General features: G+C 67.6%; 20 protein-coding genes and 3 rRNA genes. 13 read left to right on the top strand and 10 right to left on the bottom strand.

Features of this window, described 5'->3' with window-relative positions:
- Positions 1 to 122 precede the first annotated feature (122 nt).
- On the top strand, positions 123 to 935 hold the full coding sequence (locus NFX31_RS14185) for a hypothetical protein (RefSeq protein WP_262956007.1): 813 nt from the start codon (positions 123 to 125) through the stop codon (positions 933 to 935).
- 124 nt (positions 936 to 1,059) lie between these two features.
- Here the strand turns inward: NFX31_RS14185 and NFX31_RS14180 are convergent, their stop codons facing one another.
- From NFX31_RS14180 to NFX31_RS14170, 3 genes are all read right to left on the bottom strand, one after another.
- A complete protein-coding gene (locus tag NFX31_RS14180) occupies positions 1,060 to 1,638 on the bottom strand; it encodes a copper resistance CopC family protein (protein ID WP_262956006.1) in 579 nt (192 codons plus the stop codon).
- The gene (locus tag NFX31_RS14175; protein ID WP_262956005.1) at positions 1,635 to 2,354 is read right to left on the bottom strand and encodes a YcnI family copper-binding membrane protein; all 720 of its coding nucleotides are present in this window, start codon (positions 2,352 to 2,354) and stop codon (positions 1,635 to 1,637) included. The genes NFX31_RS14180 and NFX31_RS14175 overlap by 4 nt, the downstream gene beginning before the upstream one ends.
- Positions 2,355 to 2,435: 81 nt before the next feature.
- Positions 2,436 to 3,041: a hypothetical protein gene (locus NFX31_RS14170; RefSeq protein ID WP_262956004.1), complete on the bottom strand. Its 606-nt coding sequence runs from the start codon at positions 3,039 to 3,041 to the stop codon at positions 2,436 to 2,438.
- 67 nt (positions 3,042 to 3,108) lie between these two features.
- Here NFX31_RS14170 and tyrS point away from each other — a divergent pair, with 67 nt between their 5' ends.
- The 10 genes from tyrS to NFX31_RS14120 all read left to right on the top strand — a co-directional run bounded on the left by tyrS (position 3,109) and on the right by NFX31_RS14120 (position 14,952).
- Entirely contained in the window at positions 3,109 to 4,410 is a 1,302-nt protein-coding gene (tyrS, locus tag NFX31_RS14165; protein ID WP_045249393.1) for a tyrosine--tRNA ligase, read from the top strand.
- Positions 4,411 to 4,571: 161 nt separating this feature from the next.
- The gene (locus NFX31_RS14160) at positions 4,572 to 5,396 is read left to right on the top strand and encodes an amino acid ABC transporter substrate-binding protein (protein WP_045249394.1); all 825 of its coding nucleotides are present in this window, start codon (positions 4,572 to 4,574) and stop codon (positions 5,394 to 5,396) included.
- Between the two features lie 6 nt (positions 5,397 to 5,402).
- A complete protein-coding gene (locus tag NFX31_RS14155; RefSeq protein ID WP_045249395.1) occupies positions 5,403 to 6,068 on the top strand; it encodes an amino acid ABC transporter permease in 666 nt (221 codons plus the stop codon).
- Positions 6,055 to 6,849 (top strand): amino acid ABC transporter ATP-binding protein, encoded by a 795-nt coding sequence (locus NFX31_RS14150; RefSeq protein ID WP_276553867.1) that lies wholly within the window; start codon positions 6,055 to 6,057, stop codon positions 6,847 to 6,849. The genes NFX31_RS14155 and NFX31_RS14150 overlap by 14 nt, the downstream gene beginning before the upstream one ends.
- 30 nt (positions 6,850 to 6,879) lie before the next feature.
- Positions 6,880 to 7,677: a DUF4184 family protein gene (locus tag NFX31_RS14145; protein WP_262956003.1), complete on the top strand. Its 798-nt coding sequence runs from the start codon at positions 6,880 to 6,882 to the stop codon at positions 7,675 to 7,677.
- A 615-nt stretch (positions 7,678 to 8,292) separates the two neighbouring features.
- A 16S ribosomal RNA gene (locus NFX31_RS14140) occupies positions 8,293 to 9,817 on the top strand.
- 400 nt (positions 9,818 to 10,217) lie between these two features.
- A 23S ribosomal RNA gene (locus NFX31_RS14135) occupies positions 10,218 to 13,315 on the top strand.
- Between the two features lie 104 nt (positions 13,316 to 13,419).
- Positions 13,420 to 13,536: ribosomal RNA gene (gene rrf / locus NFX31_RS14130) — 5S ribosomal RNA — on the top strand.
- Together the 16S, 23S and 5S rRNA genes form the textbook arrangement of a ribosomal RNA operon.
- Positions 13,537 to 13,803: 267 nt before the next feature.
- The gene (locus tag NFX31_RS14125) at positions 13,804 to 14,199 is read left to right on the top strand and encodes a four-helix bundle copper-binding protein (protein WP_045248785.1); all 396 of its coding nucleotides are present in this window, start codon (positions 13,804 to 13,806) and stop codon (positions 14,197 to 14,199) included.
- Positions 14,200 to 14,463: 264 nt separating this feature from the next.
- On the top strand, positions 14,464 to 14,952 hold the full coding sequence (locus NFX31_RS14120) for an FBP domain-containing protein (RefSeq protein ID WP_045248786.1): 489 nt from the start codon (positions 14,464 to 14,466) through the stop codon (positions 14,950 to 14,952).
- A gap of 63 nt (positions 14,953 to 15,015) precedes the next feature.
- On the opposite strand, the gene NFX31_RS14115 is transcribed toward NFX31_RS14120, so the two are convergent.
- From NFX31_RS14115 to NFX31_RS14100, 4 genes are all read right to left on the bottom strand, one after another.
- On the bottom strand, positions 15,016 to 15,363 hold the full coding sequence (locus tag NFX31_RS14115) for a hypothetical protein (RefSeq protein WP_045248787.1): 348 nt from the start codon (positions 15,361 to 15,363) through the stop codon (positions 15,016 to 15,018).
- Between the two features lie 122 nt (positions 15,364 to 15,485).
- Positions 15,486 to 15,911, bottom strand: coding sequence for a pyridoxamine 5'-phosphate oxidase family protein (locus NFX31_RS14110; protein ID WP_262956002.1), 426 nt, complete (start codon positions 15,909 to 15,911; stop codon positions 15,486 to 15,488).
- A 52-nt stretch (positions 15,912 to 15,963) separates the two neighbouring features.
- Positions 15,964 to 17,655, bottom strand: a complete 1,692-nt coding sequence (locus NFX31_RS14105; protein ID WP_262956001.1) for an amidase — start codon at positions 17,653 to 17,655, stop codon at positions 15,964 to 15,966.
- A 115-nt stretch (positions 17,656 to 17,770) separates the two neighbouring features.
- On the bottom strand, positions 17,771 to 18,805 hold the full coding sequence (locus NFX31_RS14100; protein ID WP_262956000.1) for an agmatine deiminase family protein: 1,035 nt from the start codon (positions 18,803 to 18,805) through the stop codon (positions 17,771 to 17,773).
- Positions 18,806 to 18,874: 69 nt separating this feature from the next.
- On the opposite strand from NFX31_RS14100, the gene NFX31_RS14095 reads away from it, so the two are divergent.
- Complete coding sequence (locus tag NFX31_RS14095) at positions 18,875 to 19,471, top strand: TetR/AcrR family transcriptional regulator (RefSeq protein WP_091481788.1); 597 nt, start codon at positions 18,875 to 18,877, stop codon at positions 19,469 to 19,471.
- Between the two features lie 139 nt (positions 19,472 to 19,610).
- Here the strand turns inward: NFX31_RS14095 and NFX31_RS14090 are convergent, their stop codons facing one another.
- Positions 19,611 to 20,207, bottom strand: coding sequence for a cysteine hydrolase family protein (locus tag NFX31_RS14090; RefSeq protein ID WP_262955998.1), 597 nt, complete (start codon positions 20,205 to 20,207; stop codon positions 19,611 to 19,613).
- Positions 20,204 to 21,676: a purine-cytosine permease family protein gene (locus NFX31_RS14085; RefSeq protein WP_262955996.1), complete on the bottom strand. Its 1,473-nt coding sequence runs from the start codon at positions 21,674 to 21,676 to the stop codon at positions 20,204 to 20,206. The genes NFX31_RS14090 and NFX31_RS14085 overlap by 4 nt, the downstream gene beginning before the upstream one ends.
- A 221-nt stretch (positions 21,677 to 21,897) precedes the next feature.
- Here NFX31_RS14085 and NFX31_RS14080 point away from each other — a divergent pair, with 221 nt between their 5' ends.
- On the top strand, positions 21,898 to 23,271 hold the full coding sequence (locus NFX31_RS14080) for a pyridoxal phosphate-dependent decarboxylase family protein (RefSeq protein ID WP_262955994.1): 1,374 nt from the start codon (positions 21,898 to 21,900) through the stop codon (positions 23,269 to 23,271).
- Between the two features lie 40 nt (positions 23,272 to 23,311).
- Here the strand turns inward: NFX31_RS14080 and NFX31_RS14075 are convergent, their stop codons facing one another.
- Positions 23,312 to 24,598 carry a M18 family aminopeptidase gene (locus NFX31_RS14075; protein WP_262955993.1) on the bottom strand — a complete coding sequence of 429 codons (1,287 nt, stop codon included), beginning with the start codon at positions 24,596 to 24,598 and terminating at the stop codon, positions 23,312 to 23,314.
- Positions 24,599 to 24,652 lie beyond the last annotated feature (54 nt).

Below are 24,652 nucleotides of genomic sequence, written 5' to 3'. Positions count from 1 at the left end.
GTCCCGGTCGCGCCGAGCCGCATCGGAGGGTCGCGATTGTCGGAGCGTCGGGGGAGGATTGGCGCCATGGACACCAACGGTCGAGCCTGCGCGCCCTGCCCCTCGACGGCGGGAGCGGGCGCATGATCGTCGCGGGGTTCCTGCTGCTGGCCGTCGGCCTCGCCGACGTGCTGCGCGGTTTCCTGCGCGGTCGTGCGTTCTGGATCGGCGCCGGGATCGCCGCTGCGCTGCTGCTCGCGCTCTCCGTGCTCGGGGATGCCGCGCCGTTCGCGCTGCTCGGCATCGCGCTGGCCGCGCTGTGGACGTGGCTGCTCCCGCTCGAGGGGCGTCCGCGGCTGTCGTTCTGGCCCGCGGTGCTGCTCGCGCTGATCGCGGTCGGCGGCGTGGCCCTCCTGCCTGCCCGCACCTCCGCCGGACTGCTCTCCGGCGCGCCGCTCCCCACGCCGATCGGCCGCGTCGGCTTCGACCTCGCGGTGCTCGCGGTGGGCGTCTTCGCGGTGCTGCTGGAGACGGGCAACGTGATCGTGCGCGCCGCCCTGCTCGGCGAGAAGGCGGAGCTCCCCGCCGACGTCGTGCCCGGACAGGCGCCGCCCGCCGAGGCCGTGCACGGACTGGTGCCCGCGCCGGCGCTCGATCCGGGCGTCCCGACCGCGCCGACGCCGTCGCTGCATGCCTCCGCTCCGGATCCCGGGTTCCGCGGCGGGCGCCTGATCGGTCCGCTCGAGCGTGTGATCGTGCTCCTGCTGACATTGTTCGCGGCCTATCCTCTGCTGGCCGCGATGCTCGCGGCCAAGGGGATCGTCCGCTTCCCCGAGATCTCCCGCGACGGCGCCCACGGCGGCCGCGCAGAGTACTTCCTGGTCGGCAGCCTGGTGAGCTGGGTGGTCGCGCTCGGCGGTGCGCTGCTGCTGTGGTGGGCCACGCACACCGGCTGAGCGCGCCGTTCGCCGGCCGGGTCGACCGCGGTCCGGCGCACCGGTCACGTCCTGCCGCTCCGGAATGCGGAGAAAGGCAGGACGCGACCGGCGCACCTCGGGAGGATCCGAACGCCCGGGGGCCTCAGTCCTCGTTCTTGCGGCCGCGGGCGAGGGCCCACGCGCCGACGCCGACGCCCACGAGCACGACGGCCCCGATGCCGAGCCCGATCCACAGGCCCGCATCCGCCGACGCCGAGGCGGTGGGCGCCTCGGTCGACTCCGACGCGGCGGGCCCGCAGACGGGCTTCGCCGAGCCGCCGGCAGCCGGGGTGGCCGTGCCGTCCGGGGCGTACGCGAACGTGTAGCTGCCCGAGATCGGATGCCCGTCCGAGGACACCACGCGCCAGAGCACCTCATACGTGCCGGCCGGCCCCAGCGCGACCGGGGACGACACCACGGGGCCGTTCAGATCCGGGCATGCCGTCTCGTAGTACTTCTTGTCCGGACCGATCAGCTGGATCACGGTGGCGCCGTCGGTGCCGAGCGGGTCGGCGCTGAAGGTGAGCGACACGGCCGAGAGGTTCGTCACGGTCGAGCCCTGGGCGGGATCCGTGCCGTCGAGCGTGTCGTGAGCGCTCGCCGCCGCAGCCCCGGAGACCGCGAGCACGGTGCCGACGCCGACGGCGGCGGCGAGCGCCGTGAGCCGGTGGCGCAGTCTCACGCGCCGGCCTTCCGACGCCCGAGGGCGAAGCCGCCGAGCAGGGCGCCGCCGGCCGCGACCACGAGCGCCGCGATGCTCAGCCCCAGGGCGAGTCCGCCCTGGCCGCCGGCGGGCTCCTCGGCCTCGGCCATCGGCGCCGCCGTCGCGGACGCACCGCCGTGGTGATCGGCCGGAGGCGCATCGTTCACCCACAGCACGGGCGCCGGCTCGAGCGTGTCGTCCTTCTTCACCTGCTCGGGCGTGGCCGACCACTCGACGACCTTGCCGTCCGAATAGGTCTGCGTCGCCGGGATGACGATGTGCCCCGTGTCGGGCACGGGGCCGAGCGACAGCGTGAACGTCTGGAACTGGCCGGGGGCGATGCCTCCCGCGTCGGCCGTGAAGGTGATCTCGGTGGTCGCCTCGCTGATGGTGTTGCCCTCCACCTTGACGGGCTTCGGCAGGGTCGTCTTCGTGGCGGCGCCGGTCCAGCCCGCAGTGGGCTGGTAGCTGACGCTCGTGAACGGGGTGTCGGACGGCAGGTGGATGTCGAGCTTGACCGTGCTGGCGGTCGCCGATTCGTTCGGCACCCGGAAGGTGACGTACGTCCAGGATCCGGCTTCGGCCTGATTCGGCGTCGCGGTGACGTGAGCGGACGCGGCGAGGGGGACGGCGACCGCGAGGACGGCGCCGGCGGCGAGGCCCGTGAGCACGCGGGAGAGAGGGGTGTTGCGCATGGTGGGAGTGTCTTTCTGAGTCGTGTGGGTGCACCGCGGCGCGCGAAGCGACGCCCGGAGTGCGGTGCGGAGGGAGGGGGGTCAGGCCGCCAGCGGCGGACCCCTCCTCGACACGACGGTCAGCGAGAACAGGGAGCGCAGCACGGGCACGCGCACGGACGGCGCAGCCGTCCCACGGTGCGCCGGCGCCGGTGCGGCCAGGAGCAGCCGCGCGACGAGGTTCCAGCCGGTGAGCTCGAGGAGGGCCCGCAGCGCCTGCTCGCCCCGGCCCAGGGCCAGCACGGTGAGCACCGCCGCGATCGCGTGGGCGATCCACATGGCCGGCTGCAGGTGCAGGACGTGGCCGGCGTCTACCGCCGTCGCACCCAGGGCGCCCGCGAGCTCCGTGCCGTGGAGGTGCGCACCGAGCCCTGGCGTCACGGATCCGGATCCGGATCCGACCCCGATCAGCAGCAGGCCGTGGAAGGCGATCTGGCTCAGCCCCACCGCGAGGGACAGGCGGATCCAGCTCAGCCGGCGGCCGGCGAGGGCGATGCAGACCGGGGCGGCGAACAGCAGCGCGAGCACCATGCCGATCAGGGGCGCGGGCGCGCCGTCGGCGGTGGAGTGGGAGACGGAGGCGACGAACGTCGCGACCAGGGCGGCGATCAGGCCCCGGACCGTGCGACCTGCGCGCGTTCCCCACACAGCTGCCAGCCTAGCCGGACGTTTCCGGCGGGCCGAGCGGGCCGATCCGCGCTGATACCCTGAACCGGTGTCGAACCCATCCCTGACGACCGCGACACCGGCCATCGACCCCTCGTTCGAGAACGTGTGGGACGAACTGGTGTGGCGCGGACTCGTCCACGTGTCCACGGATCCCGAGGCGCTGCGCGCCCTGCTCGCCGGGCCCGCGATCACGTATTACTGCGGCTTCGACCCGACCGCGCCGAGCCTGCACCTGGGCAACCTCGTGCAGCTGCTCACCCTGCGCCGCATCCAGCTCGCCGGCCACAAGCCGCTCGGCCTCGTCGGCGGATCCACGGGACTCATCGGCGATCCGCGCCCCACGGCCGAGCGCACGCTGAACACGCGGGAGACGGTCGAGGAGTGGGTCGGTCGCCTGCGCGCCCAGGTCGAGCGCTACCTGAGCTTCGAGGGCGACAACGCGGCGCGCATCGTGAACAACCTCGACTGGACGGCGCCGCTGAGCGCGATCGACTTCCTGCGCGAGATCGGCAAGCACTACCGCGTGGGCACGATGCTGAAGAAGGACGCGGTCGCGGCGCGGCTCAACTCCGACGCGGGCATCAGCTACACCGAGTTCAGCTACCAGATCCTGCAGGGCCTCGACTTCCTCGAGCTCTACCGCCAGTACGGCTGCGTGCTGCAGACCGGCGGCAGCGACCAGTGGGGCAACCTCACCAGCGGCACGGATCTGATCCACCGGGTCGAGGGCGTGTCGGCGCATGCGATCGGCACGCCGCTGATCACGAACAGCGATGGCACGAAGTTCGGCAAGAGCGAGGGCAACGCGATCTGGCTCGACGCCGAGATGTGCAGCCCGTACCGGATGTACCAGTTCTGGCTGGGCACCGCCGACGCCGACGTGATCGACCGCCTCAAGGTGTTCACCTTCCTCACCCGTGCGGAGATCGAGGAGTACGCGGCGCTGGTCGAGGCGGAGCCGTTCCGGCGCGCCGCGCAGAAGCGCCTCGCGCTCGAGGTCGTCGCGACGGTCCACGGGATCGATGCGGCCGCGGCCGTCATCGCCGCGTCGGAGGCGCTGTTCGGTCAGGGCGACCTGGCCGTGCTCGACGCCGCGACGCTGCGCTCCGCACTGGAGGAGCTGCCGAACGCGCAGGTCGCCGCCGGATCCTCCGTGGTCGACGCGCTCGTCGCGACCGGCCTGGTGTCCAGTGCCTCCGAGGCGCGCAGGGCCATCGCCCAGGGCGGCGTCTCGATCGACGGCGTCCGCGTCGAGGCCGACGACGCGACCGTGCCGCTGGGACTGCCCGGCGGCGTCTCGGTGCTGCGCCGCGGCAAGAAGACCCTCGCGGGACTGCTCCCTGCCTGAGACCGGATCCGATCCCCGGGACCGCATGCGCGCGATCCCGGGGTCCGGGGCGCGACACACGGCGAAACGCAGTTCGCGCGACCGGTGCGCGTATGATCCACTCGGATGCGCGGGGGCGCGCCCTTTCCGCATGCACTTTTCACTCTGAACGGAGTCTCTCCATGTCTCACCGTCGCATCGCCCGGATCGCCGTCGGCCTCGCCGCATCCGCCCTCGTCGTCACGCTCGCCGCCTGCTCGGGCGGCGCGTCCGGCAAGCCCACGGCATCCTCCGGCGCGGACACGGCGTCCTACGGGCTGGTGAAGCCGGGCACGCTGACGGTCGCGACCGAGGGGACCTACAGCCCGTTCACGTACCACGCGGACGGCGGATCGGGCGAGCTCGTCGGCTACGACGTCGAGGTCGCGCAGGCGGTCGGCAAGGAGCTCGGTCTGAAGGTCGAGTTCCAGGAGACGCAGTGGGACGGGATCTTCGCGGGACTCGAGGCCGGCCGCTTCGACGTCATCGGCAACCAGGTCTCGATCAATCCGGAGCGCCAGGCGAAGTACCTGTTCTCCACGCCGTACACCGTCTCGCCGAGCGTCGTGGTGGTGAAGAAGGGCGACACGTCGATCAAGAGCTTCTCCGATCTCAAGGGCAAGACCACCGCACAGTCCCTGACGAGCAACTTCTACAAGCTCGCGCAGGACGCCGGGGCGAACGTCGAGTCGGTCGAGGGCTGGGCCCAGGCCGTCGCCCTGCTCGAGCAGGGCCGCGTGCAGGCCACGGTCAACGACAAGCTCACCTACCTGGACTACGTCAAGCAGCACCCGGACGCGAAGCTGGCCGTGGCCGCGCAGACCGACCCGGCGCAGAGCGCGTTCGCGTTCACCAAGAAGAAGGACGCGCTCGTGAAGGCCGTCGATGGAGCGCTCGCGAAGCTGTCCTCCGACGGCACGCTCGCCAAGCTCGGCAAGAAGTACTTCGGCGAAGACGTCTCGAAGTAGCACGCCATGCCCGACGGGCTGCACCTCTTCCTGGAGTCGTTCTGGCCGATCGTCTGGGGCGGGATCAGCGGGACCATCCCGCTGGCCCTCGCCTCGTTCGCGATCGGCCTGGTGCTCGCGCTGCTCATCGCGCTGATGCGCCTGTCCGAGTCGCGCGTGCTCTCGGGCATCGCCCGAGGCTACGTGTCGGTGATCCGGGGCACGCCGCTGCTGGTGCAGCTCTTCGTGATCTTCTACGGCCTGGGCGCCGTCGGGATCGTCATCGACCCGTGGCCGTCGGCGATCGCGGCGTTCTCGCTCAACGTCGGCGGCTACGCCGCGGAGATCATCCGCGCCGCGATCCTCTCGGTGCCGGTGGGGCAGTGGGAGGCGGGGTACACGATCGGGATGTCGCGCGGCCGGACCCTGCGCCGGATCATCCTCCCGCAGGCGGCGCGGGTCTCGGTTCCGCCGCTCTCCAACACGTTCATCTCCCTCGTCAAGGACACGTCGCTGGCCTCCCTCATCCTGGTCACCGAGCTGTTCCGCGTCGCCCAGCGCATCGCCGCAGCCAGCCAGGAGGTCATGCTGCTGTACCTCGAGGCGGCGCTCGTCTACTGGCTGTTCTGCCTCGTGCTCTCCGGGGCGCAGGGCTTCGTGGAGAAGAAGCTGGACCGCTATGTCGCTCATTGATCCGCCGACGTCGACGCCGCTGCTGCGCGCGACCGGTCTGACGAAGGCCTTCGGCGCCCACGAGGTGCTCAAGGGCATCGACCTCGACGTGAAGCGGGGCGAGGTGGTCGCGCTCATCGGGCCGAGCGGCTCGGGCAAGACGACGGTGCTGCGCTCCCTGAACGGGCTCGAGACGCCCGACGCGGGGGTGCTGTCCTTCGACGGGGGTCCCGTCGTGGACTTCGCGAACCGCGGAGACCGGCGGTCCGCGGAGCGGGCACGACTCGCGCTGCGCGACCGGTCCGCGATGGTCTTCCAGCACCACAACCTGTTCCCGCACATGACCGTTCTGCAGAACGTGATGGAGGGCCCGGTGCAGGTGAAGGGCGTGCCGAAGCCGCAGGCCGAGGAGGAGGCGCTCGCCCTGCTCGAGCGCGTGGGCCTCGCCGACAAGCGCGACTCCTATCCCTTCCAGCTCTCCGGCGGACAGCAGCAGCGTGTCGGGATCGTGCGGGCGCTGGCGCTGAAGCCGGACCTGCTGCTCTTCGACGAGCCCACGAGCGCGCTGGACCCCGAGCTCGTCGGCGAGGTGCTGAGCGTGATCTCGGAGCTGGTGGCCGAGGGCTGGACGATGGTGATCGTGACGCACGAGCTCGGCTTCGCGCGGCAGGTCGCCGACGAGGTGCTGTTCATGGACGACGGCGTCGTCGTCGAGCGCGGCGCGCCGTCGCAGGTCTTCACCGCGCCGGTGCACGAGCGCACGCGACGCTTCCTGGATCGGATCCTGCGCCCGTACGAGTGATCCTCGGTTCCGGCCGGATACCGTCGGGTCATGCCGTTCACTCCCAGTCATGCGATCGTCGCCCTGCCGTTCATCCGCACGCCGTTCGTGCCGGCTGCGGTCGCGATCGGCGCCATGGCTCCTGATCTGCCGCTCTTCACGCGCGGTGCGATCGTGGGCTACGACGTCACCCACGACCTGCGCTGGCTGCCGGTGACGGTCGGGGTCGCGCTGGTTCTGCTCCTGATCTGGAGAGTGCTCCTACGGCCGGCCGCGCGGATGCTGGCACCGCGGTTCCTCGCGCAGCGTCTGCCCGCCGAATGGGACCGTGGTGGCCGCGCCGCCCTCGAGGAGACGTTCGGCACGCCGCTCCGCACGCTTCTGCTCCTGGTCGCTCTCGCACTCGGGATCGTCTCGCACATCCTGTGGGACGCGTTCACGCACGAGGGGAGGGGCGGCGTCGCCCTCATCCCCGCACTCGACCGGTCCTGGGGGCCCCTGCCGGGGTACAAGTGGCTGCAGTACGCGTCGGGGATCGGAGGCCTGGCGGTGCTGGCGGTCGCGGGCGCGGTCTGGCTGCGCCGCCGGGTTCCGGCTGCCGCAGACACCGCCCCTCTCGCGCTCCGTCTGACCTGGTGGGTGTCGCTCCCGGCGTTCCTGCTCGCGGCGGCGTGCATCGGCCTGGCCCTCTACGGGCCGCTCACGCCGGAGTTCACGGTGCAGCACCTCGCGTACCGGACTCTTCCCTTCGCGGTCGGGATCTGGGGAGCCCTCTCCCTGATCCTGGTGTCGGTGCTGCGGGTCCGCCGGCGCAGATCCGCGGAATCCCGCGCCGAACCGCCTCGATGAAGCTGCTCTCCGCCGCGTGCGACACGCCCGAGAGTGGGCCACGATTTGCCGGAACCCTGGGATCCGCGTAACTTATTACTTGTTCGCCCCAAGCGGTAGAGCGAAGGGCCGGAAGGCCTGACTCCCCAAGCGGCGAACACCATCCACCACTTCCTCGGAAGCCGGTTCCTCTTCGCGGGTTCTCCCCGCACAGAGGATCAAGCGCGTGCGCTTGAGAGGATGACCGTCCGCCAGGATCGTCGATTTGACAGACTGGCCGGGAGGGCTAAGCTAGAGAAGTTGCCTCGGAAACGAGGGAACGGATCCGGTTCTGAACCTCACGGCGTGTCGATTTGACAGCCTGAGCGACACGGATAAGATAGAGAAGTTGCCCTGAAGGGAAGGCCGAGAGGCCGGAACGCAGGAGCATCCGATCCTTGAGAACTCAACAGCGTGCACTTGTCAAATGCCAATTTATTCCTCGTCCAGTCTTCGGGCTGGTTGAGAAATTCCTTTGGATCAAAGACCAGCCCTTCGGGGTTGGCATTCGGATGAAGTCAGCAATGATGTCATCTCTTTGGTCAGTTTCAAACTCGCTGCGTTACTGGTTTTCCCTGGTTTCGTATGCTTTTCTTTTTTACGGAGAGTTTGATCCTGGCTCAGGATGAACGCTGGCGGCGTGCTTAACACATGCAAGTCGAACGATGAACCCGAAGCTTGCTTTGGGGGATTAGTGGCGAACGGGTGAGTAACACGTGAGCAACCTGCCCCTCACTCTGGGATAAGCGCTGGAAACGGCGTCTAATACTGGATACGAGACGCGACCGCATGGTCAGTGTCTGGAAAGATTTTTTGGTGGGGGATGGGCTCGCGGCCTATCAGCTTGTTGGTGAGGTAATGGCTCACCAAGGCGTCGACGGGTAGCCGGCCTGAGAGGGTGACCGGCCACACTGGGACTGAGACACGGCCCAGACTCCTACGGGAGGCAGCAGTGGGGAATATTGCACAATGGGCGGAAGCCTGATGCAGCAACGCCGCGTGAGGGATGACGGCCTTCGGGTTGTAAACCTCTTTTAGCAGGGAAGAAGCGAAAGTGACGGTACCTGCAGAAAAAGCACCGGCTAACTACGTGCCAGCAGCCGCGGTAATACGTAGGGTGCAAGCGTTATCCGGAATTATTGGGCGTAAAGAGCTCGTAGGCGGTTTGTCGCGTCTGCTGTGAAATCCCGAGGCTCAACCTCGGGCCTGCAGTGGGTACGGGCAGACTAGAGTGCGGTAGGGGAGATTGGAATTCCTGGTGTAGCGGTGGAATGCGCAGATATCAGGAGGAACACCGATGGCGAAGGCAGATCTCTGGGCCGTAACTGACGCTGAGGAGCGAAAGGGTGGGGAGCAAACAGGCTTAGATACCCTGGTAGTCCACCCCGTAAACGTTGGGAACTAGTTGTGGGGTCCTTTCCACGGATTCCGTGACGCAGCTAACGCATTAAGTTCCCCGCCTGGGGAGTACGGCCGCAAGGCTAAAACTCAAAGGAATTGACGGGGACCCGCACAAGCGGCGGAGCATGCGGATTAATTCGATGCAACGCGAAGAACCTTACCAAGGCTTGACATACACGAGAACGGGCCAGAAATGGTCAACTCTTTGGACACTCGTGAACAGGTGGTGCATGGTTGTCGTCAGCTCGTGTCGTGAGATGTTGGGTTAAGTCCCGCAACGAGCGCAACCCTCGTTCTATGTTGCCAGCACGTAATGGTGGGAACTCATGGGATACTGCCGGGGTCAACTCGGAGGAAGGTGGGGATGACGTCAAATCATCATGCCCCTTATGTCTTGGGCTTCACGCATGCTACAATGGCCGGTACAAAGGGCTGCAATACCGTGAGGTGGAGCGAATCCCAAAAAGCCGGTCCCAGTTCGGATTGAGGTCTGCAACTCGACCTCATGAAGTCGGAGTCGCTAGTAATCGCAGATCAGCAACGCTGCGGTGAATACGTTCCCGGGTCTTGTACACACCGCCCGTCAAGTCATGAAAGTCGGTAACACCTGAAGCCGGTGGCCTAACCCTTGTGGAGGGAGCCGTCGAAGGTGGGATCGGTAATTAGGACTAAGTCGTAACAAGGTAGCCGTACCGGAAGGTGCGGCTGGATCACCTCCTTTCTAAGGAGCATCTGACTCTTCGGAGTCCAGAACCCAGATCGAAGGCACACGTTCTTCGCTGGGAGCTCATGGGTGGAACATTTGACATGGCATCAGAGCCAATGGTTTCTGCTAGTACGCACTTCGGTGTGGGAACGCGGGGCCGGCGGGTTTGGTGCCTGCACGCTGTTGGGTCCTGAGGGACCGGGTGTGGGAACACATGCGGTACTTCTGGCCTTCATGCCTTTCACTGCGGTGAGGGGGTGGGGGACCGCCCGTACTTTGAGAACTACACAGTGGACGCGAGCATCTTCAGCATGACCCTTTGGGGTTGTGTTGTATTGATGATCTTAAAGATCATTAGTCAATTTCGAACTGGATCCTTCGGGGTCTGGTACCGATTCTTGATGAACTCATGTGATTTCAAGTCTTTAAGAGCAAACGGTGGATGCCTTGGCATCTGGAGCCGAAGAAGGACGTAGCAATCTGCGATAAGCCTCGGGGAACTGATAAGCGAGTTTTGATCCGAGGGTGTCCGAATGGGGAAACCCCGCTGGGCGGCGTGCCGACCTAGTGACTCCCGCCTGAATATATAGGGCGGGTAGAGGGAACGTGGGGAAGTGAAACATCTCAGTACCCACAGGAAGAGAAAACAACATGTGATTCCGTGAGTAGTGGCGAGCGAAAGCGGATGAGGCTAAACCGGGTGTGTGTGATAGCCGGCAGGCGTTGCATGCTCGGGGTTGTGGGACTTTTCTGATTGTTCTGCCGAACTTTCAGCGTTACAAGCAGGTATAGACGAACGGTTTTGAATGGCCGGTCATAGAGGGTGCGAACCCCGTAGTCGAAATGCCTGGCTTGGCGTGAAGAGTATCCCAAGTAGCACGGGGCCCGAGAAATCCCGTGTGAATCTGTCAGGACCACCTGATAAGCCTAAATACTCCCAGATGACCGATAGCGGACAAGTACCGTGAGGGAAAGGTGAAAAGTACCCCGGGAGGGGAGTGAAATAGTACCTGAAACCGTTTGCTTACAAACCGTTGGAGCCTCCTTAGTAGGGGTGACAGCGTGCCTTTTGAAGAATGAGCCTGCGAGTTAGTGATACGTGGCGAGGTTAACCCGTGTGGGGTAGCCGTAGCGAAAGCGAGTCTGAATAGGGCGATTCAGTCGCGTGTCCTAGACCCGAAGCGAAGTGATCTATCCATGGCCAGGCTGAAGCGACGGTAAGACGTCGTGGAGGGCCGAACCCACTTAGGTTGAAAACTGAGGGGATGAGCTGTGGATAGGGGTGAAAGGCCAATCAAACTTCGTGATAGCTGGTTCTCTCCGAAATGCATTTAGGTGCAGCGTTGCGTGTTTCTTGCCGGAGGTAGAGCTACTGGATGGCCGATGGGCCCTACAAGGTTACTGACGTCAGCCAAACTCCGAATGCCGGTAAGTGAGAGCGCAGCAGTGAGACTGTGGGGGATAAGCTTCATAGTCGAGAGGGAAACAACCCAGACCACCAACTAAGGTCCCTAAGCGCGTGCTAAGTGGGAAAGGATGTGGAGTTGCTGTGACAACCAGGAGGTTGGCTTAGAAGCAGCCACCCTTGAAAGAGTGCGTAATAGCTCACTGGTCAAGTGATTCCGCGCCGACAATGTAACGGGGCTCAAGCACGCCACCGAAGTTGTGGCATTGACATTAATGGTAGGCCTTCGTGGTCCAGCCGTGTTGATGGGTAGGAGAGCGTCGTGTGGCGAGTGAAGCGGCGGAGTGATCCAGCCGTGGACGCTACACGAGTGAGAATGCAGGCATGAGTAGCGAAAGACGTGTGAGAAACACGTCCTCCGGAAGACCAAGGGTTCCAGGGTCAAGCTAATCTTCCCTGGGTAAGTCGGGACCTAAGGCGAGGCCGACAGGCGTAGTCGATGGACAACGGGTTGATATTCCCGTACCGGCGAAGAACCGCCCACATGAAATCAGGAGTGCTAAGCATCCCAAGACGCGTGGATCCCTTCGGGGACGATCGTGAGGCGGCATGCGACCCCATCTGGTGGAGTGAGCGTATTAACAGGTGTGACGCAGGAAGGTAGCCCAAGCCAGGCGATGGTTGTCCTGGTGCAAGTGCGTAGGCCGAGAGATAGGCAAATCCGTCTCTCATTCAGGCTGAGACACGATGCGGATAAAAAGTGGGTGATCCTATGCTGCCGAGAAAAGCATCGACGCGAGGTTCTAGCCGCCCGTACCCCAAACCGACTCAGGTGGTCAGGTAGAGAATACCAAGGAGATCGAGAGAATCGTGGTTAAGGAACTCGGCAAAATGCCCCCGTAACTTCGGGAGAAGGGGGGCCACCCGCTTATACGGATTTACTCCGAAAAGGGCGTGGTGGCCGCAGAGACTAGTGGGTAGCGACTGTTTACTAAAAACACAGGTCCGTGCCAAGTCGCAAGACGATGTATACGGACTGACGCCTGCCCGGTGCTGGAAGGTTAAGAGGACGGGTTAGCTTCGGCGAAGCTCAGAATTTAAGCCCCAGTAAACGGCGGTGGTAACTATAACCATCCTAAGGTAGCGAAATTCCTTGTCGGGTAAGTTCCGACCTGCACGAATGGCGTAACGACTTCCCAACTGTCTCAACCGCGAACTCGGCGAAATTGCATTACGAGTAAAGATGCTCGTTACGCGCAGCAGGACGGAAAGACCCCGTGACCTTTACTACAGCTTGGTATTGGTGTTCGGTGTGGCTTGTGTAGGATAGGTGGGAGACTGTGAAGCATGGACGCCAGTTCATGTGGAGTCATTGTTGAAATACCACTCTGGTCACTCTGGATATCTAACTTCGAACCGTGATCCGGTTCAGGGACAGTGCCTGGTGGGTAGTTTAACTGGGGCGGTTGCCTCCCAAAAAGTAACGGAGGCGCCCAAAGGTTCCCTCAACCTGGTTGGCAATCAGGTGTCGAGTGTAAGTGCACAAGGGAGCTTGACTGTGAGACTGACAGGTCGAGCAGGGACGAAAGTCGGGACTAGTGATCCGGCAGTGGCTTGTGGAAGCGCTGTCGCTCAACGGATAAAAGGTACCTCGGGGATAACAGGCTGATCTTGCCCAAGAGTCCATATCGACGGCATGGTTTGGCACCTCGATGTCGGCTCGTCGCATCCTGGGGCTGGAGTAGGTCCCAAGGGTTGGGCTGTTCGCCCATTAAAGCGGTACGCGAGCTGGGTTTAGAACGTCGTGAGACAGTTCGGTCCCTATCCGCTGCGCGCGTAGGAAGTTTGAGAGGATCTGACCCTAGTACGAGAGGACCGGGTTGGACGAACCTCTGGTGTGCCAGTTGTTCCGCCAGGAGCACCGCTGGTTAGCTACGTTCGGGATGGATAACCGCTGAAAGCATCTAAGCGGGAAGCCGGCCTCAAGATGAGACTTCCATACCTTCGGGTGAGAGGCTCCCAGCCAGACTACTGGGTTGATAGGCCAGATGTGGAAGCGTGGTAACACGTGCAGCTGACTGGTACTAATAAGCCGATGACTTGATAACACACCGTTCTTGGTGCTTGCGTCCACTTTGTGGTTCTCGACGTACGGTCGAAAACCAAACAACAACACACATGCTTGTGTTTGTTTGAGACACGTCAATAGTGTTTCGGCGGCCATAGCGTGAGGGAAACGCCCGGTCACATTCCGAACCCGGAAGCTAAGCCTCACAGCGCCGATGGTACTGCAGGGGGGACCCTGTGGGAGAGTAGGACACCGCCGGACTTCCTTTAACAGAAAGGCCACCCAACGCAGGGTGGCCTTTCTGCATTTCACCACGAGACGATTCAAGGCCGCCCTTCCGGGCGGCCTTTTTTCGTGCGTGCGCGGCCCCGCGACCTCCGCCGCTGCGCGGCGGGATTCGCGTGCACGCGCCCGTGCGCCTTCGACGCACCCGTCCGCGATCGGGCATCGACGGGAGGAGTCGACGGGGCTACCCTGTCGTCAGACGGACGGATCGCCCGCCTCCCTGGTGGAACGAAGGAGCTTGTGATGGACGCGATGATGATGGACTCGATGAAGAGCATGGACATGATGCCCGGCATGCAGGCGATGGACATGTCGCTCATGCAGGCCTGTATGGACGCGTGTTCGGCGTGCGAGCAGGCGTGCACGATCTGTTCGACGCAGATGATGGACTGCTCGCCCGCGTGCATGAACTGCGCCGACATGTGCAACACGATGATGCGCTCGATGATGCGCATGCAGGGGATGACCCCGGCCGTGATGATGTCGATGCTCGACGCCTGCATGGCGATGTGCCAGCTCTGCATGGACATGTGCATGCAGCACGAGGCCCACAGCGAGGTCTGCCGGATGTGCGCAGCAGCGTGCAAGGCGTGCATGGATGCCTGCATGGCGATGCGCGATTCGATGATGGTCGCCTGACCACCCACGCGTTCAGCGCTCGGCACACCAGGGTGCCATAGGATCGAGACATGCTGTTCGTTCGTGACGCCCGTGCGGCGTCGAAGGAGGTAGCCGGCGCGTTCTGCGCCGGTGGCAGAGGCTGACGCCCCCGCCGACGAGGTGACGCGTCGGCGAGTTCGTCGCGCCCGCGTGATCAGTCCGCGGGAACTTCTCGGCTGTCGGAGACGGCCGCTTCTTCGGGTCTGCCCCGCAGGCCCCACGACATCGCACAGAGAGCACGACATGCTTCCCATCGACGAGCGCGCCATCCGCGCGTCCTTCCGCAACGCCTCCCGCAAGGAGTCCTCCTCCCTCACGCTTCCGCCGGGCTTCGGCGAGCTCGACTTCTCGACCCTCGACTACCTCGGCTGGTCCGACCCCAAGATGCCCCGGCGCGCCTATGTCGTCGCGCATCGCGAAGACGGGACGCCGATGTCCGTGCTGCTCCAGCAGGCGGAGCAGCGTACACTCGCGCGCGCCCAGTGCTCGTGGTGCGAGGACGTCACCCTCCGCAACGACGTGCAGTTCTTCGCGGCGCGCAAGGCGGGCCCGTCCGGGCGCAACGGCAACACGCTCGGCGTGCTGATCTGCGCGAACTTCGGGTGCTCGGCGAACGTGCGCCGGCTGCCGGCCCTGGCATACGAGGGGTATGACCGAGAGGCCGCCCGAGAGCTGCGGATCCTGCGTCTGCAGGAGCACGTGCAGGGCTTCCTCCGCGAGCTCGAGGTCTGACCCGGGGGAGCGGGTGACCCCACGCGGTCACCCGCTCCCGCGACCTGCGTTCCGCGGGGGTCGTCAGGCGCGCGCCACGTTGTAGCGGAGCGCGCCGATCGCCAGCACGTTCCACCGCGTGTGCACGGCGACAGGCTGTCCGGGCTCGACCTCGAGCGCTGCGCCGCCGGCGTTCCAGAGCGAGAGGATCTCGCCCTCGAGCGTCTGCACCTGCACGATGCCCGCCGCACGGTCGAGGCCGGTCACGAGCGCGTCGGTCCAGCCCGCGGTCGTCGCAGCGGCCAGACGCGCCTGGATGAGATGCAGCGCGTGCCCCGGAGCGAAGGAGGAGCAGACGTCGCCGTGGTCGCACATGCACGCCGCAGCCTGTCGCGCCGGAACGGGCGAGAGCTGAGCGCGGGGCGTGGTCACGATGGTCTCCTCACAGGATCGGTGCGATCAGGCTACGTCCGGGCGTGTCGCCGAGGAAACGGTCGTGAAATGTGACGACACACGGAGAGCAGGCAGAGCGCGCCGAAGCACGGAGGCCCGAATCAGTCGGCGGCGAAGGTGGCCTCGACGGCACGGGGCTCGCGGGAGACGTCGTAGTCGCGCATCCACTCCGGGCGGATCATGATGAGGATGAAGCCTTCGGCGAGCGATCGCGATCCGGGGAGCTGCGCGTCATAGGCGGCGCCGAGCCGGGCGCGGTCGTCGCCCTCGAGCAGTTGCGCTCTGCCCTCGACCTGCAGGCTGCGCACGTCCCCGGCGCCGATGACGAGCGCGGCGCGGGGGTTCACCCTCAGGTGCGCCACCTTGCGCGCCGTGGACGGCGCGTTCACGATCAGGGTGCCGTCGTCGAGGACGGCGATGCCGACGAGTGAGGCCTCCGGAGCGCCGTCCGCGGCGGTCGTCGCGAGGACGCCCCGCCGTTCCCGGCGCACCGTCTCCTCGAGGGTGCGCAGCGGAGTCGGTTCCATGCGCTCACGATAGCGCGACGATCCTCGCCGCGGCGGGGGACGGGGCGACGCCTCAGAGCCGGGGAGTGCGCGGCGGCGACGTGCGCCGGTCGCCGGTCGCCTCGACGGCGGCCGCGAGCTGCAGCAGCCGCGTGTCGTCATAGGCGCGGCCCGAGATCGTCAGGCCCACCGGCATCGCGATGTCCGAGAGGGTGCCCATGGGCACCGTCACGGAGGGGATGCCGAGGTGCCGCGGCACGATGTTGCCGTTGGCGACCCAGACGCCGTTGCGCCAGCCCTGATCGGCGGAGGCGGGGTTGACATCCATGTCCGCCGGGCCGATGTCGGCCATGGTCGGGTGGATGACGGCATCCAGCCCGAGGCGATCCATCCACTCCTCGACGTCGATGCGGCGGGTCTCCTCAAGCCCGCGCAGTCCCTCCTCCATGAGCGGGATCGTCGTCATGTCAGTGACGGGGTGTGCGCGGAAGAGGTCGGGCAGCTCGTTGATGTCGTCGTCGAAGCCGGTGTAGCGGTCGGGCAGTGCGCCCGGGGGCGCGGGGAAGATCTGCGCGCCGTCGACCTGCGCCAGGGTGTTCAGCGCAGGGTCGCCGTTCGCGTCGAGGAAGTCGTTCCATCCCCAAGCGCACAGCTCGATGACCTCACTGCGCAGGAACTCCGGCGGAACGATGCCGCGGGTTGCGATGGTCGGCGCTCCGGCGCGGTCTCCCTCATAGTTCGAGACGGCGGGGAAGTCGACCTCGACCACCTCGGCGCCGGCCGCCTCCAGCGCGGCACGGGTGGCGCGCCACAGCTCCATGACCGACTCGCGGGTCTCGATGCGCTGCCCCGTCGGCCCGCCGATCCCGGTGCCGGTGCCGGCCTCGGGATCCGCATTGATGAACATCCGGGGGACGCCGAACCGCTTGCCGTGCAGATCCGCGGGCTCGAGGGCGACATACGACTCGGGGCGGACTTCGGATGCCGTCGGCAGCGGCACCCACGGCTGCGCCCGCCAGAAGTCCCCGCGGGTCGTGTGATCGTCGGCGACGACCACGTCGAGGATCTCGAGCAGATCGGCGACCGAGCGGGCGTGCGGCACGACGATGTCCTGCGTCGGCACGAGCGGCCAGTTGCCGCGGACGGAGATGACCCCTCGGCTGGGACAGTAGGCGACGAGCGCGTTGTGGGATGCGGGCGCCCGTCCGCTGGACCAGGTCTCCTCGCCCAGGCCGAAGGCGGCGAACGACGCTGCCGTGGCCGTGCCGGATCCGTTGGACGAACCGGATCCGAAGGCGCTCGTCAGCCAGTCCGCGTTGTACGGGCTCTCCGCGCGGCCGTACACGCCGCGCTGCATGCCGCCGTTCGCCATCGGCGGCATGTTGGTGAGGCCGAGGCAGATCGCGCCCCCCGCTCGCAGACGCTCGATCGTGAACGCGTCGCGCTGGGCGACGAGCTCTGCGAACGCGGGGGACCCGGCCGCCGCGGTCAGCCCGCGCACGAGGTAGCTGTCCTTCGCGGTGTAGGGGATGCCGTCGAGCGGACCCAGGGTCTCGCCGCGGGCGCGCCGCGCGTCGGATGCTTCAGCCTCTGCACGCGCCTGCGGATTGCGCACGACGACCGCGTTCAGCGCAGTCTCGGTGTCGGGCCCGTCATAGGCGTCGATGCGGGCGAGATAGGCGTCGACCAGTTCGACGGCCGTGGTCTCGCCGGCCTCGAGGACCTCGCGCAGGCGGGCGATGGGGGTCTCGACGACGTCGAACATGAGCGGATCCTTCGATCGTGCGTCTGTTTGCGCCGAACCGTGGGATTCAGGGGCGCAACGCCACGGTTCGGCGCAAACAGACGGGGAGGGGGGAGGGGCAGCGAGGGCAGGCGGGTCAGGCCTGGAGGGTGGGCTGCTGCTGGGTGATGCAGTGGATGCCGCCGCCGCGGTCGAACAGGGGGCGGGCGTCGACCGTCACCACGCGGCGTCCCGGGTACGCGTCGGTGAGGATCTCCCGCGCCCGCTCATCGGCGGTCTCGTCGCCGAAGCCGCAGGCGACGACGCCGTCGTTGGTGACCAGGTGGTTGACGTAGCTCCAGTCGACGAAGCCCTCCTCGTCGCGCAGGGTCGCAGGGGCGGGGAGGTCGACGATCTCGAAGGCGCGGCCGGCGGCGTCGGTCTGCGCGGCGAGGTGCTCGCGCAGGGCGGCGGACACCTCGAAGTCGGGGTGGGCGGGATCCTGCTGTGCATGCAGGAGGACCCGGCCGGGGGAGGCGATGGCGGCGACGATGTCGACGTGGCCGTTCGTGCCGAACTCGTCGTAGTCGCGGGTGAGGCCGCGGGGCAGCCAGACCGCCTTCGTGGCGCCGATCGTGCGGAGCATCTCGGCCTCGACGCGCTGTCGGTCGAGGTACGGGTTGCGGCGCGGGTCGAGCTGCACCGTCTCGGTCAGCAGGACCGTGCCCTCGCCGTCGACGTGGATCCCGCCGCCCTCGTTGACGAGTGCGGAGCTCACGAGCTCGGCCCCGACTTCGGCGGCGATGATGCGCGCGTGCTGCGCCGCGTGCTTCCAGCTCGCCCAGGCGGGGGCGCCCCAGCCGTTGAACACCCAGTCGACCGCGCCGAGCACACCGGGTCGCTCGGGATCGACGACGAAGGTCGGACCCGAGTCGCGCATCCAGAACTCGTCGACGGGCGCCTCCAGGATCGTGACGTCCGAGGAGAGCATGCGGCGGGCGCGGCTCAGCTCGCTCGGATCCACCAGGATGGTCACCGGCGTGAACGCGGAGACGGCGTGCGCCACCGCGGTCCAGGTCGCGTAGCCCTCCTCGCGCAGGGCGTCGGTGTCGCCGAGGGTCTCGCCTTCGGCGGGGAAGGCCATCCAGACGCGGTCGTGGCGGGCGGTCTCGCTGGGCATCTGCCAGGGCATCGGTGCTCCTTGGATCGGGTTCGCGGCACTTATTGAACAAGTGACCAACTAGCGATACGGTATAGCCTCATGAGCACCTCGTCAAGCCCTCGCCCGAAGCGGATGCCGCCGGAGCAGCGCGAGCGGGCGATCCTCGACGCGGCCGTCGCGCTCGCACGGCGGAGCGGGATCGCGGGACTCACCGTACGCACCGTGGCGGCTGCCGCCGGCGTCACGCCCGCGCTGGTCGCCCACTACCGCCCGAGCATGGACGCGTTCGTGGCCGATGTGTTCGGTGCGATCGTCGGCGCCGAGCGCGAGGAGGTCATGGCGGCCGGGCGGGCGGAGGCGGGCCTGCGATCGCGCATCACCCGGATCGTCGAGACCCTGCTCGACGGCGACCGCGACGACGTCACCCTGGTCTGGGTGCAGGCGTGGGCCGCCGGCGCGCGCAACGAGGAGCTCGCCTCCCGGGTACGGCGCGAGATGGACAGCTGGCAGCAGGATCTCGAGGCGGTCGTCGCCGAGGGCGTCGCCGCGGGCGAGATCACCCCGACGCAGGCGGAAGGCGCGGCGTGGCTGCTGCTCGCCACGGTGGACGGCATGAGCGCGCACTCGCTGGTGAAGTGGGCGCCGGAGGACCGCACCGGCCTCGCGCGGCGGACCGTCGCCGCAGTCCTGGGCTGACGGCGCGCTGCGCCTGCCCTGCATCCCGTCCCCGCAGGGTTTCCCCATCCCGCTCGCTGGTCGCGGATCGCGGGTGTTCGACGTCTAGAACCGCAATCCGCGACCAGCGAGCGGACGTGGGGGAGTGGGGCCGTGGGGGTCAGGGGCGCAGGATCCCGAGGGCCGTCGCGGTGACGGAGACGGTGAGCTGCGGCGGATAGAGTCCCATGACGGTGAGGGCGGCGGCGTGATTCTCCGGCGTCGATCCGGCGCAGGCGTCGGCGGCGATCGTCACGCGAGCCCCCGCATCCGCGGCGGCCAGAGCCGTGGAGACCACGCAGCAATCGGTCGAGACGCCGGTCAGCACGACCGGAGCGGATCCGAGGATCCGCTCGATCTCCGCTCCCCACTTGCCGAAGGTCGGCAGGTCGAGCGTCGGATGCGGCGACAGCTCCCGCACGCCGGGCACGAGGTCGTAGAGCGGGTCATCGGCCGGGCGGTCCGCGAACGGCCATGCCGCGAAGTAGTCGCCCCAGGACGTGCTCCGATCGGCGGTGGGAAGCCAGCGGGTCAGCAGCACGCGCCCGTCGGCGGCCGCGGCGAGGCGCCGGATGTTCTCCAGCGCCTCCGGGAACATCGGGGATCCCCACGCCGAGTCCGGCGCCGCGAAGATGTTCTGCGCGTCGATCACCACCAGCCACGGCAACGCGGCGGGCCCCACGGACTCCGCCGTGCTGCCCGGTTCCGGAGCGCTCACGCCGCGGGTGCTTCCTGCTCCTGACGGCGGATCCGTCCCGCGCGGCCGAACCACGTGACGACGAAGCCGATCACGAGCGCGAAGAACACCCCGAGGTTCGCGTAGGCCCACTCGCCGTCCTTGCCGCCGATGAGGCCGAGGAAGTAGCCCTGCCAGTTGTTCCACGGCGCCGCGTCGGCGAACGTGTTGATCACGAAGCCCCAGCCGATGACCGACGCCACGAGGAGCGTGACGATCGAGACGCCGTCCCACGCGCCGTAGCGGCCGCGCGCGTCGAAGAGCGATGCCTCGTCGTAGTCCTTCCGCCGACGCAGGATGTCCGCGATGAGGATCCCCGCCCAGGCGGCCATCGGCACGCCGAGCGTGATGAGGAAGGACTGGAACGGCCCGAGGAAGTTCTGCGCGAAGAACACCACGACGATGGTGCCGATCGTGAGGATCACGCCGTCGACCGCGGCGGCGGCGGGGCGGGGGATCCTGATCCCGAGGCTGAGGAGGGTGAGACCCGAGGAGTAGATCCCGAGCACCGCGCCCGACACCAGGGTCAGGATCGCCACGATCAGGAACGGGAACAGCGCCCACGTCGGAAGCAGCGACGCGAGCGCGCCGATCGGATCGGCGGCGACCGCGGCGCCGAGCTTGTCGTCGGAGCCTGCGAGCAGGAGGCCGAAGAAGACCAGGATGACGGGTGCGACGGATCCGCCGATCGTGTTCCAGGCGACGATCTGCGTGTCGGACGCGGTGCGTCGCTGATACCGGGACCAGTCCGCGGCGATGTTGATCCAGCCGAGCCCGAAGCCCGTCATCACCATCACCAGCGCGCCGATGGTCTGCGCGAGCGTGCCGTCGGGGTGGGACAGCGCCTTGTCCCAGTGGATGCTGGAGAAGGTCAGGATCAGGAACAGCACGGTGAAGGCGCCGGTGAGCCAGGTCAGCACCGACTGCAGCCGCATGATCGTGTGGTACCCGAGCACCGAGGCGCCCACGATGAGCGCCGCCACCAGGATCGTCGCGATGATGTTGACGGCCACGTCGCCGCCCTCGCCCACCCAGCCGAGCGCGTGCAGCACCGTCGTCGTGGCGAGCACGGCGGTGATCGTGAGCGACGTCTCCCAGCCGATCGACGTGAGCCACGACACGATCCCGGGGATCTTCTGCCCCTGTACGCCGAACGCCGCCCGGGACAGCACCATGGTCGGCGCGGATCCGCGCTTGCCGGCGATCGCTATGAGCCCGCACAGCGCGAACGACACGACGATGCCGATGATCGCGACGACCGTGGCCTGCCAGAGCGAGATCCCGAATCCGAGCAGGAAGGATCCGTAGGACATGCCGAACACGGACACGTTGGCCGCGAACCAGGGCCAGAACAGGTCGCGGGGCCGCGCGGTGCGCTGCGACTCGGGGATGATCTCGATGCCGTTGCGCTCGATCAGCGAGGCGGATCCGGCCGGGGAATCTGCTGACATGGCTTCATCCTGGCACTGCCGCCCTGCGGTGCGGCGTCATCGCCGGGTTTCGAGGAGCGATGTCGGTCCGCCGGACGGGCGTTCCGGCGCAGACATCGCTCCTCGAGGATGCGGTCGCGGACGGAAGCACGGCACGGTACGATGTCGCCGACCCGTTGATCCGGCGCGGCATTCTGCTCGTGACCGGGCGCCCGTAGGCTTCCGGGTCGGAAGGATCCTCCATGGACGCCGCGCGCATGCATGCCGCCTCGCCCGAATCCGCCGCGATCGTCGACGCCGTGCTCGACTACTCCCGCCGACGGATGCTCGCCACCGACGTGCCGCTCGACAAGCCGCAGCCCGAGTCGGAGCTGCGCCGCCTCGTCGGCACCACCATCACAGGCCAGGGCCTCGGCGCCCAGCGCGCGCTGAGCGTGTTCGAGCACATCCTCGCGCCGGCCTGCCTCACGACCAGCCACCCGAACTACCTGTCGTTCATCCCGAACGCGCCCACCGTGGCCGCGATGGCTTTCGACCTCGTCGTCTCCGCCTCCGGACTGTACGGCGGCAGCTGGCTCGAGGGTGCCGGTGCCGTGCACGCGGAGAACGAGGTGCTCGCGTTCCTCGCCGCCGAGTTCGGGCTGCCCGAGACCGCGGGCGGCGTCTTCGTGCAGGGCGGCACGATCGGCAACCTGTCCGCGCTCGCCGCGGCGCGCGAGACCGCCAAGGAGCGGCTGCTCGCGGCGGGCCGTGAGCTGCCGCCGCGCTGGAAGCTGGTCTGCAGCCTCGAGGCGCACTCCTCGAACAAGTCGGCGGCGAAGATCATGGACGTCGACGTCATCGCCGTCCCCGCCGGATCCGACGGAGTGCTGCGGGCCGACGCCGTGCGCGAAGCGCTCGAGGAGCACGGCGACGCGGCGTTCGCCGTCGTCGCGACCGCCGGATCCACGAACTTCGGGATCCTGGACGACATCGCCGGCATCGCCGCGCTCAAGGACGAGTTCGAGTTCTGGTTGCACGTCGACGGCGCCTACGGGCTCACCGCGATGCTCGCGCCCGAGGCCCGCGGCTGGTTCGCCGGCGTCGAGCGCGCGGACTCCCTCGTGGTCGACCCGCACAAGTGGCTGTTCGCGCCGTTCGACTGCTGCGCCCTGCTCTACCGCGACCCGGAGACGGGGCGCCGCGCGCACACCCAGCACGCCGAGTATCTCGACACCCTCACCGACACGGACGAGTTCAGCCCCTCCGACTACTCGATCCAGCTGACCCGGCGCCCGCGGGGTCTGCCGCTGTGGTTCTCCCTGGCGACCTACGGCGTCGACGCGTACCGCGCCGCGGTCAGCGAGACGCTGACGCTGACGCGCCGGATCGCGGCCGAGATCGCCGCGCGTCCCGAGCTGCGCCTCGTGCGCGACCCGCAGCTGTCGGTCGTGGTGTTCGAGCGCGACGGCTGGGAGCGCGCGGACTACGACCGCTGGTCCGACGAGCTGCTCGAAACGCAGCGCGCGCTGGTCGTGCCGAGCTCGCACGCCGGCCGGGTCAACACCCGCTTCGCGATCCTGAACCCGCTCACGACGTTCGAGGACCTGGTCGGGATCCTGGACACGATGCGCTGACCCGCATCCGGGACCTCTTCCCGGGTGGCGTCGGACCGCCTCAGCTCGCGAAGAAGGCCTTCGCGACGGCGGCGAGATCGTGCAGGTCGCTCACGCCGGCGAGTTCGCGGGCGGAGTGCATCGAGAGGATCGGGATCCCCACGTCGACCGTGCGGATCCCGATCCGGGTCGCCGTGATCGGGCCGATCGTGGAGCCGCAGGGCACGTCGTTGTTCGAGACGAACTCCTGCGTCACGACGCCCGCCGCGTCGCACCAGCGGTGCCATGCCGCTGCGCCCACCGCGTCGGTGGCGTAGCGCTGGTTCGCGTTGATCTTCAGGATCGGCCCGGATCCGAGCACGGGCTGCACGACCGGGTCGTGCTTTCCGGCGTAGTTCGGGTGCACCGAGTGCCCGACGTCGCTGGACAGGCACCAGGAGGCGGCGTACGCGCGGTGCACGTCGACCGCGTCGGCGCCGAGCCCGTCGTAGATCCGCTCCAGCACGTCCTCGAGGATCGGGCCCGCGGCGCCGGAACGCGATCCGGAGCCGAGCTCCTCGTGATCGAAGGCGGCCAGCACGGCGATCGCCGACGGCTCGCCGTGCGCGGCGACCTCCCCGAGTGCGACGACGCCCGCGTGCACGGAGGCGAGGTCGTCGAGGCGCCCGCTCGCGAAGAACGCGTCGTCCTTGCCGAACACTGCGCCGCGCGCGCTGTCGGCGACGACGACGTCGAAGCCGCGGATGCCGGACGGATCCACGCCCGCGGTGGCGGCGAGCTCGCCGAGGACGTCCGCCGCCTCGGGGTCGCCCAGACCCCAGACCGGCTGCGTCTCGACCTGCTTGTCCAGCGCGAGACCGTTGTTGACGCCGCGGTCGAGGTGGATCGCGAGCTGGGGGAGTCGCAGCAGCGGTCCGGTCGCGGCGAGCACGACCTGGCCGTCGGCGAGCGCGAGGCGGCCGGCGAGGCGCAGCTCGCGATCGAGCCACGAGTTCAGCAGCGGCCCGCCGTACACCTCGACGGCTGCCTGGAGCCAGCCGCGGGATCCGGTGGTCGGCCGGGGCTTGAGCTTGAAGCCGGGGGAGTCGGTGTGCGCGCCCAGCACGTGCACCGGCGTCGTCGCGGTCGCGCCGGCGGGCACGATCCACGCGATCGCGGCGCCGTCGCGCACGACGACGAAGCGGCCGCCCGCCTGCGCCGGCCAGGCCTCGGTCTCGTCGAGACGCGTGAAGCCCTGCTCCTGGAGGCGCCGCGCGACCTCCTCGGCCGCGTGGTAGCTGGACGGCGAGGCGGCGACGAAGTCGGCCAGATCCTCGACATGGCGGTGGGCGGAGGCGGCGTGGGACATGAGGATCCTTCCGAGGCGAGGCGCGACCGCCGGGGCGGCGCAGAGCACCTTCGA

The sequence above is a fragment of the Microbacterium azadirachtae genome, assembly GCF_025583665.1.
Lineage (GTDB): Bacteria > Actinomycetota > Actinomycetes > Actinomycetales > Microbacteriaceae > Microbacterium > Microbacterium azadirachtae.
The sequence above is the reverse complement of the archived record's forward strand: the minus strand, read 5'-3'. Positions and strand labels throughout refer to the sequence as shown.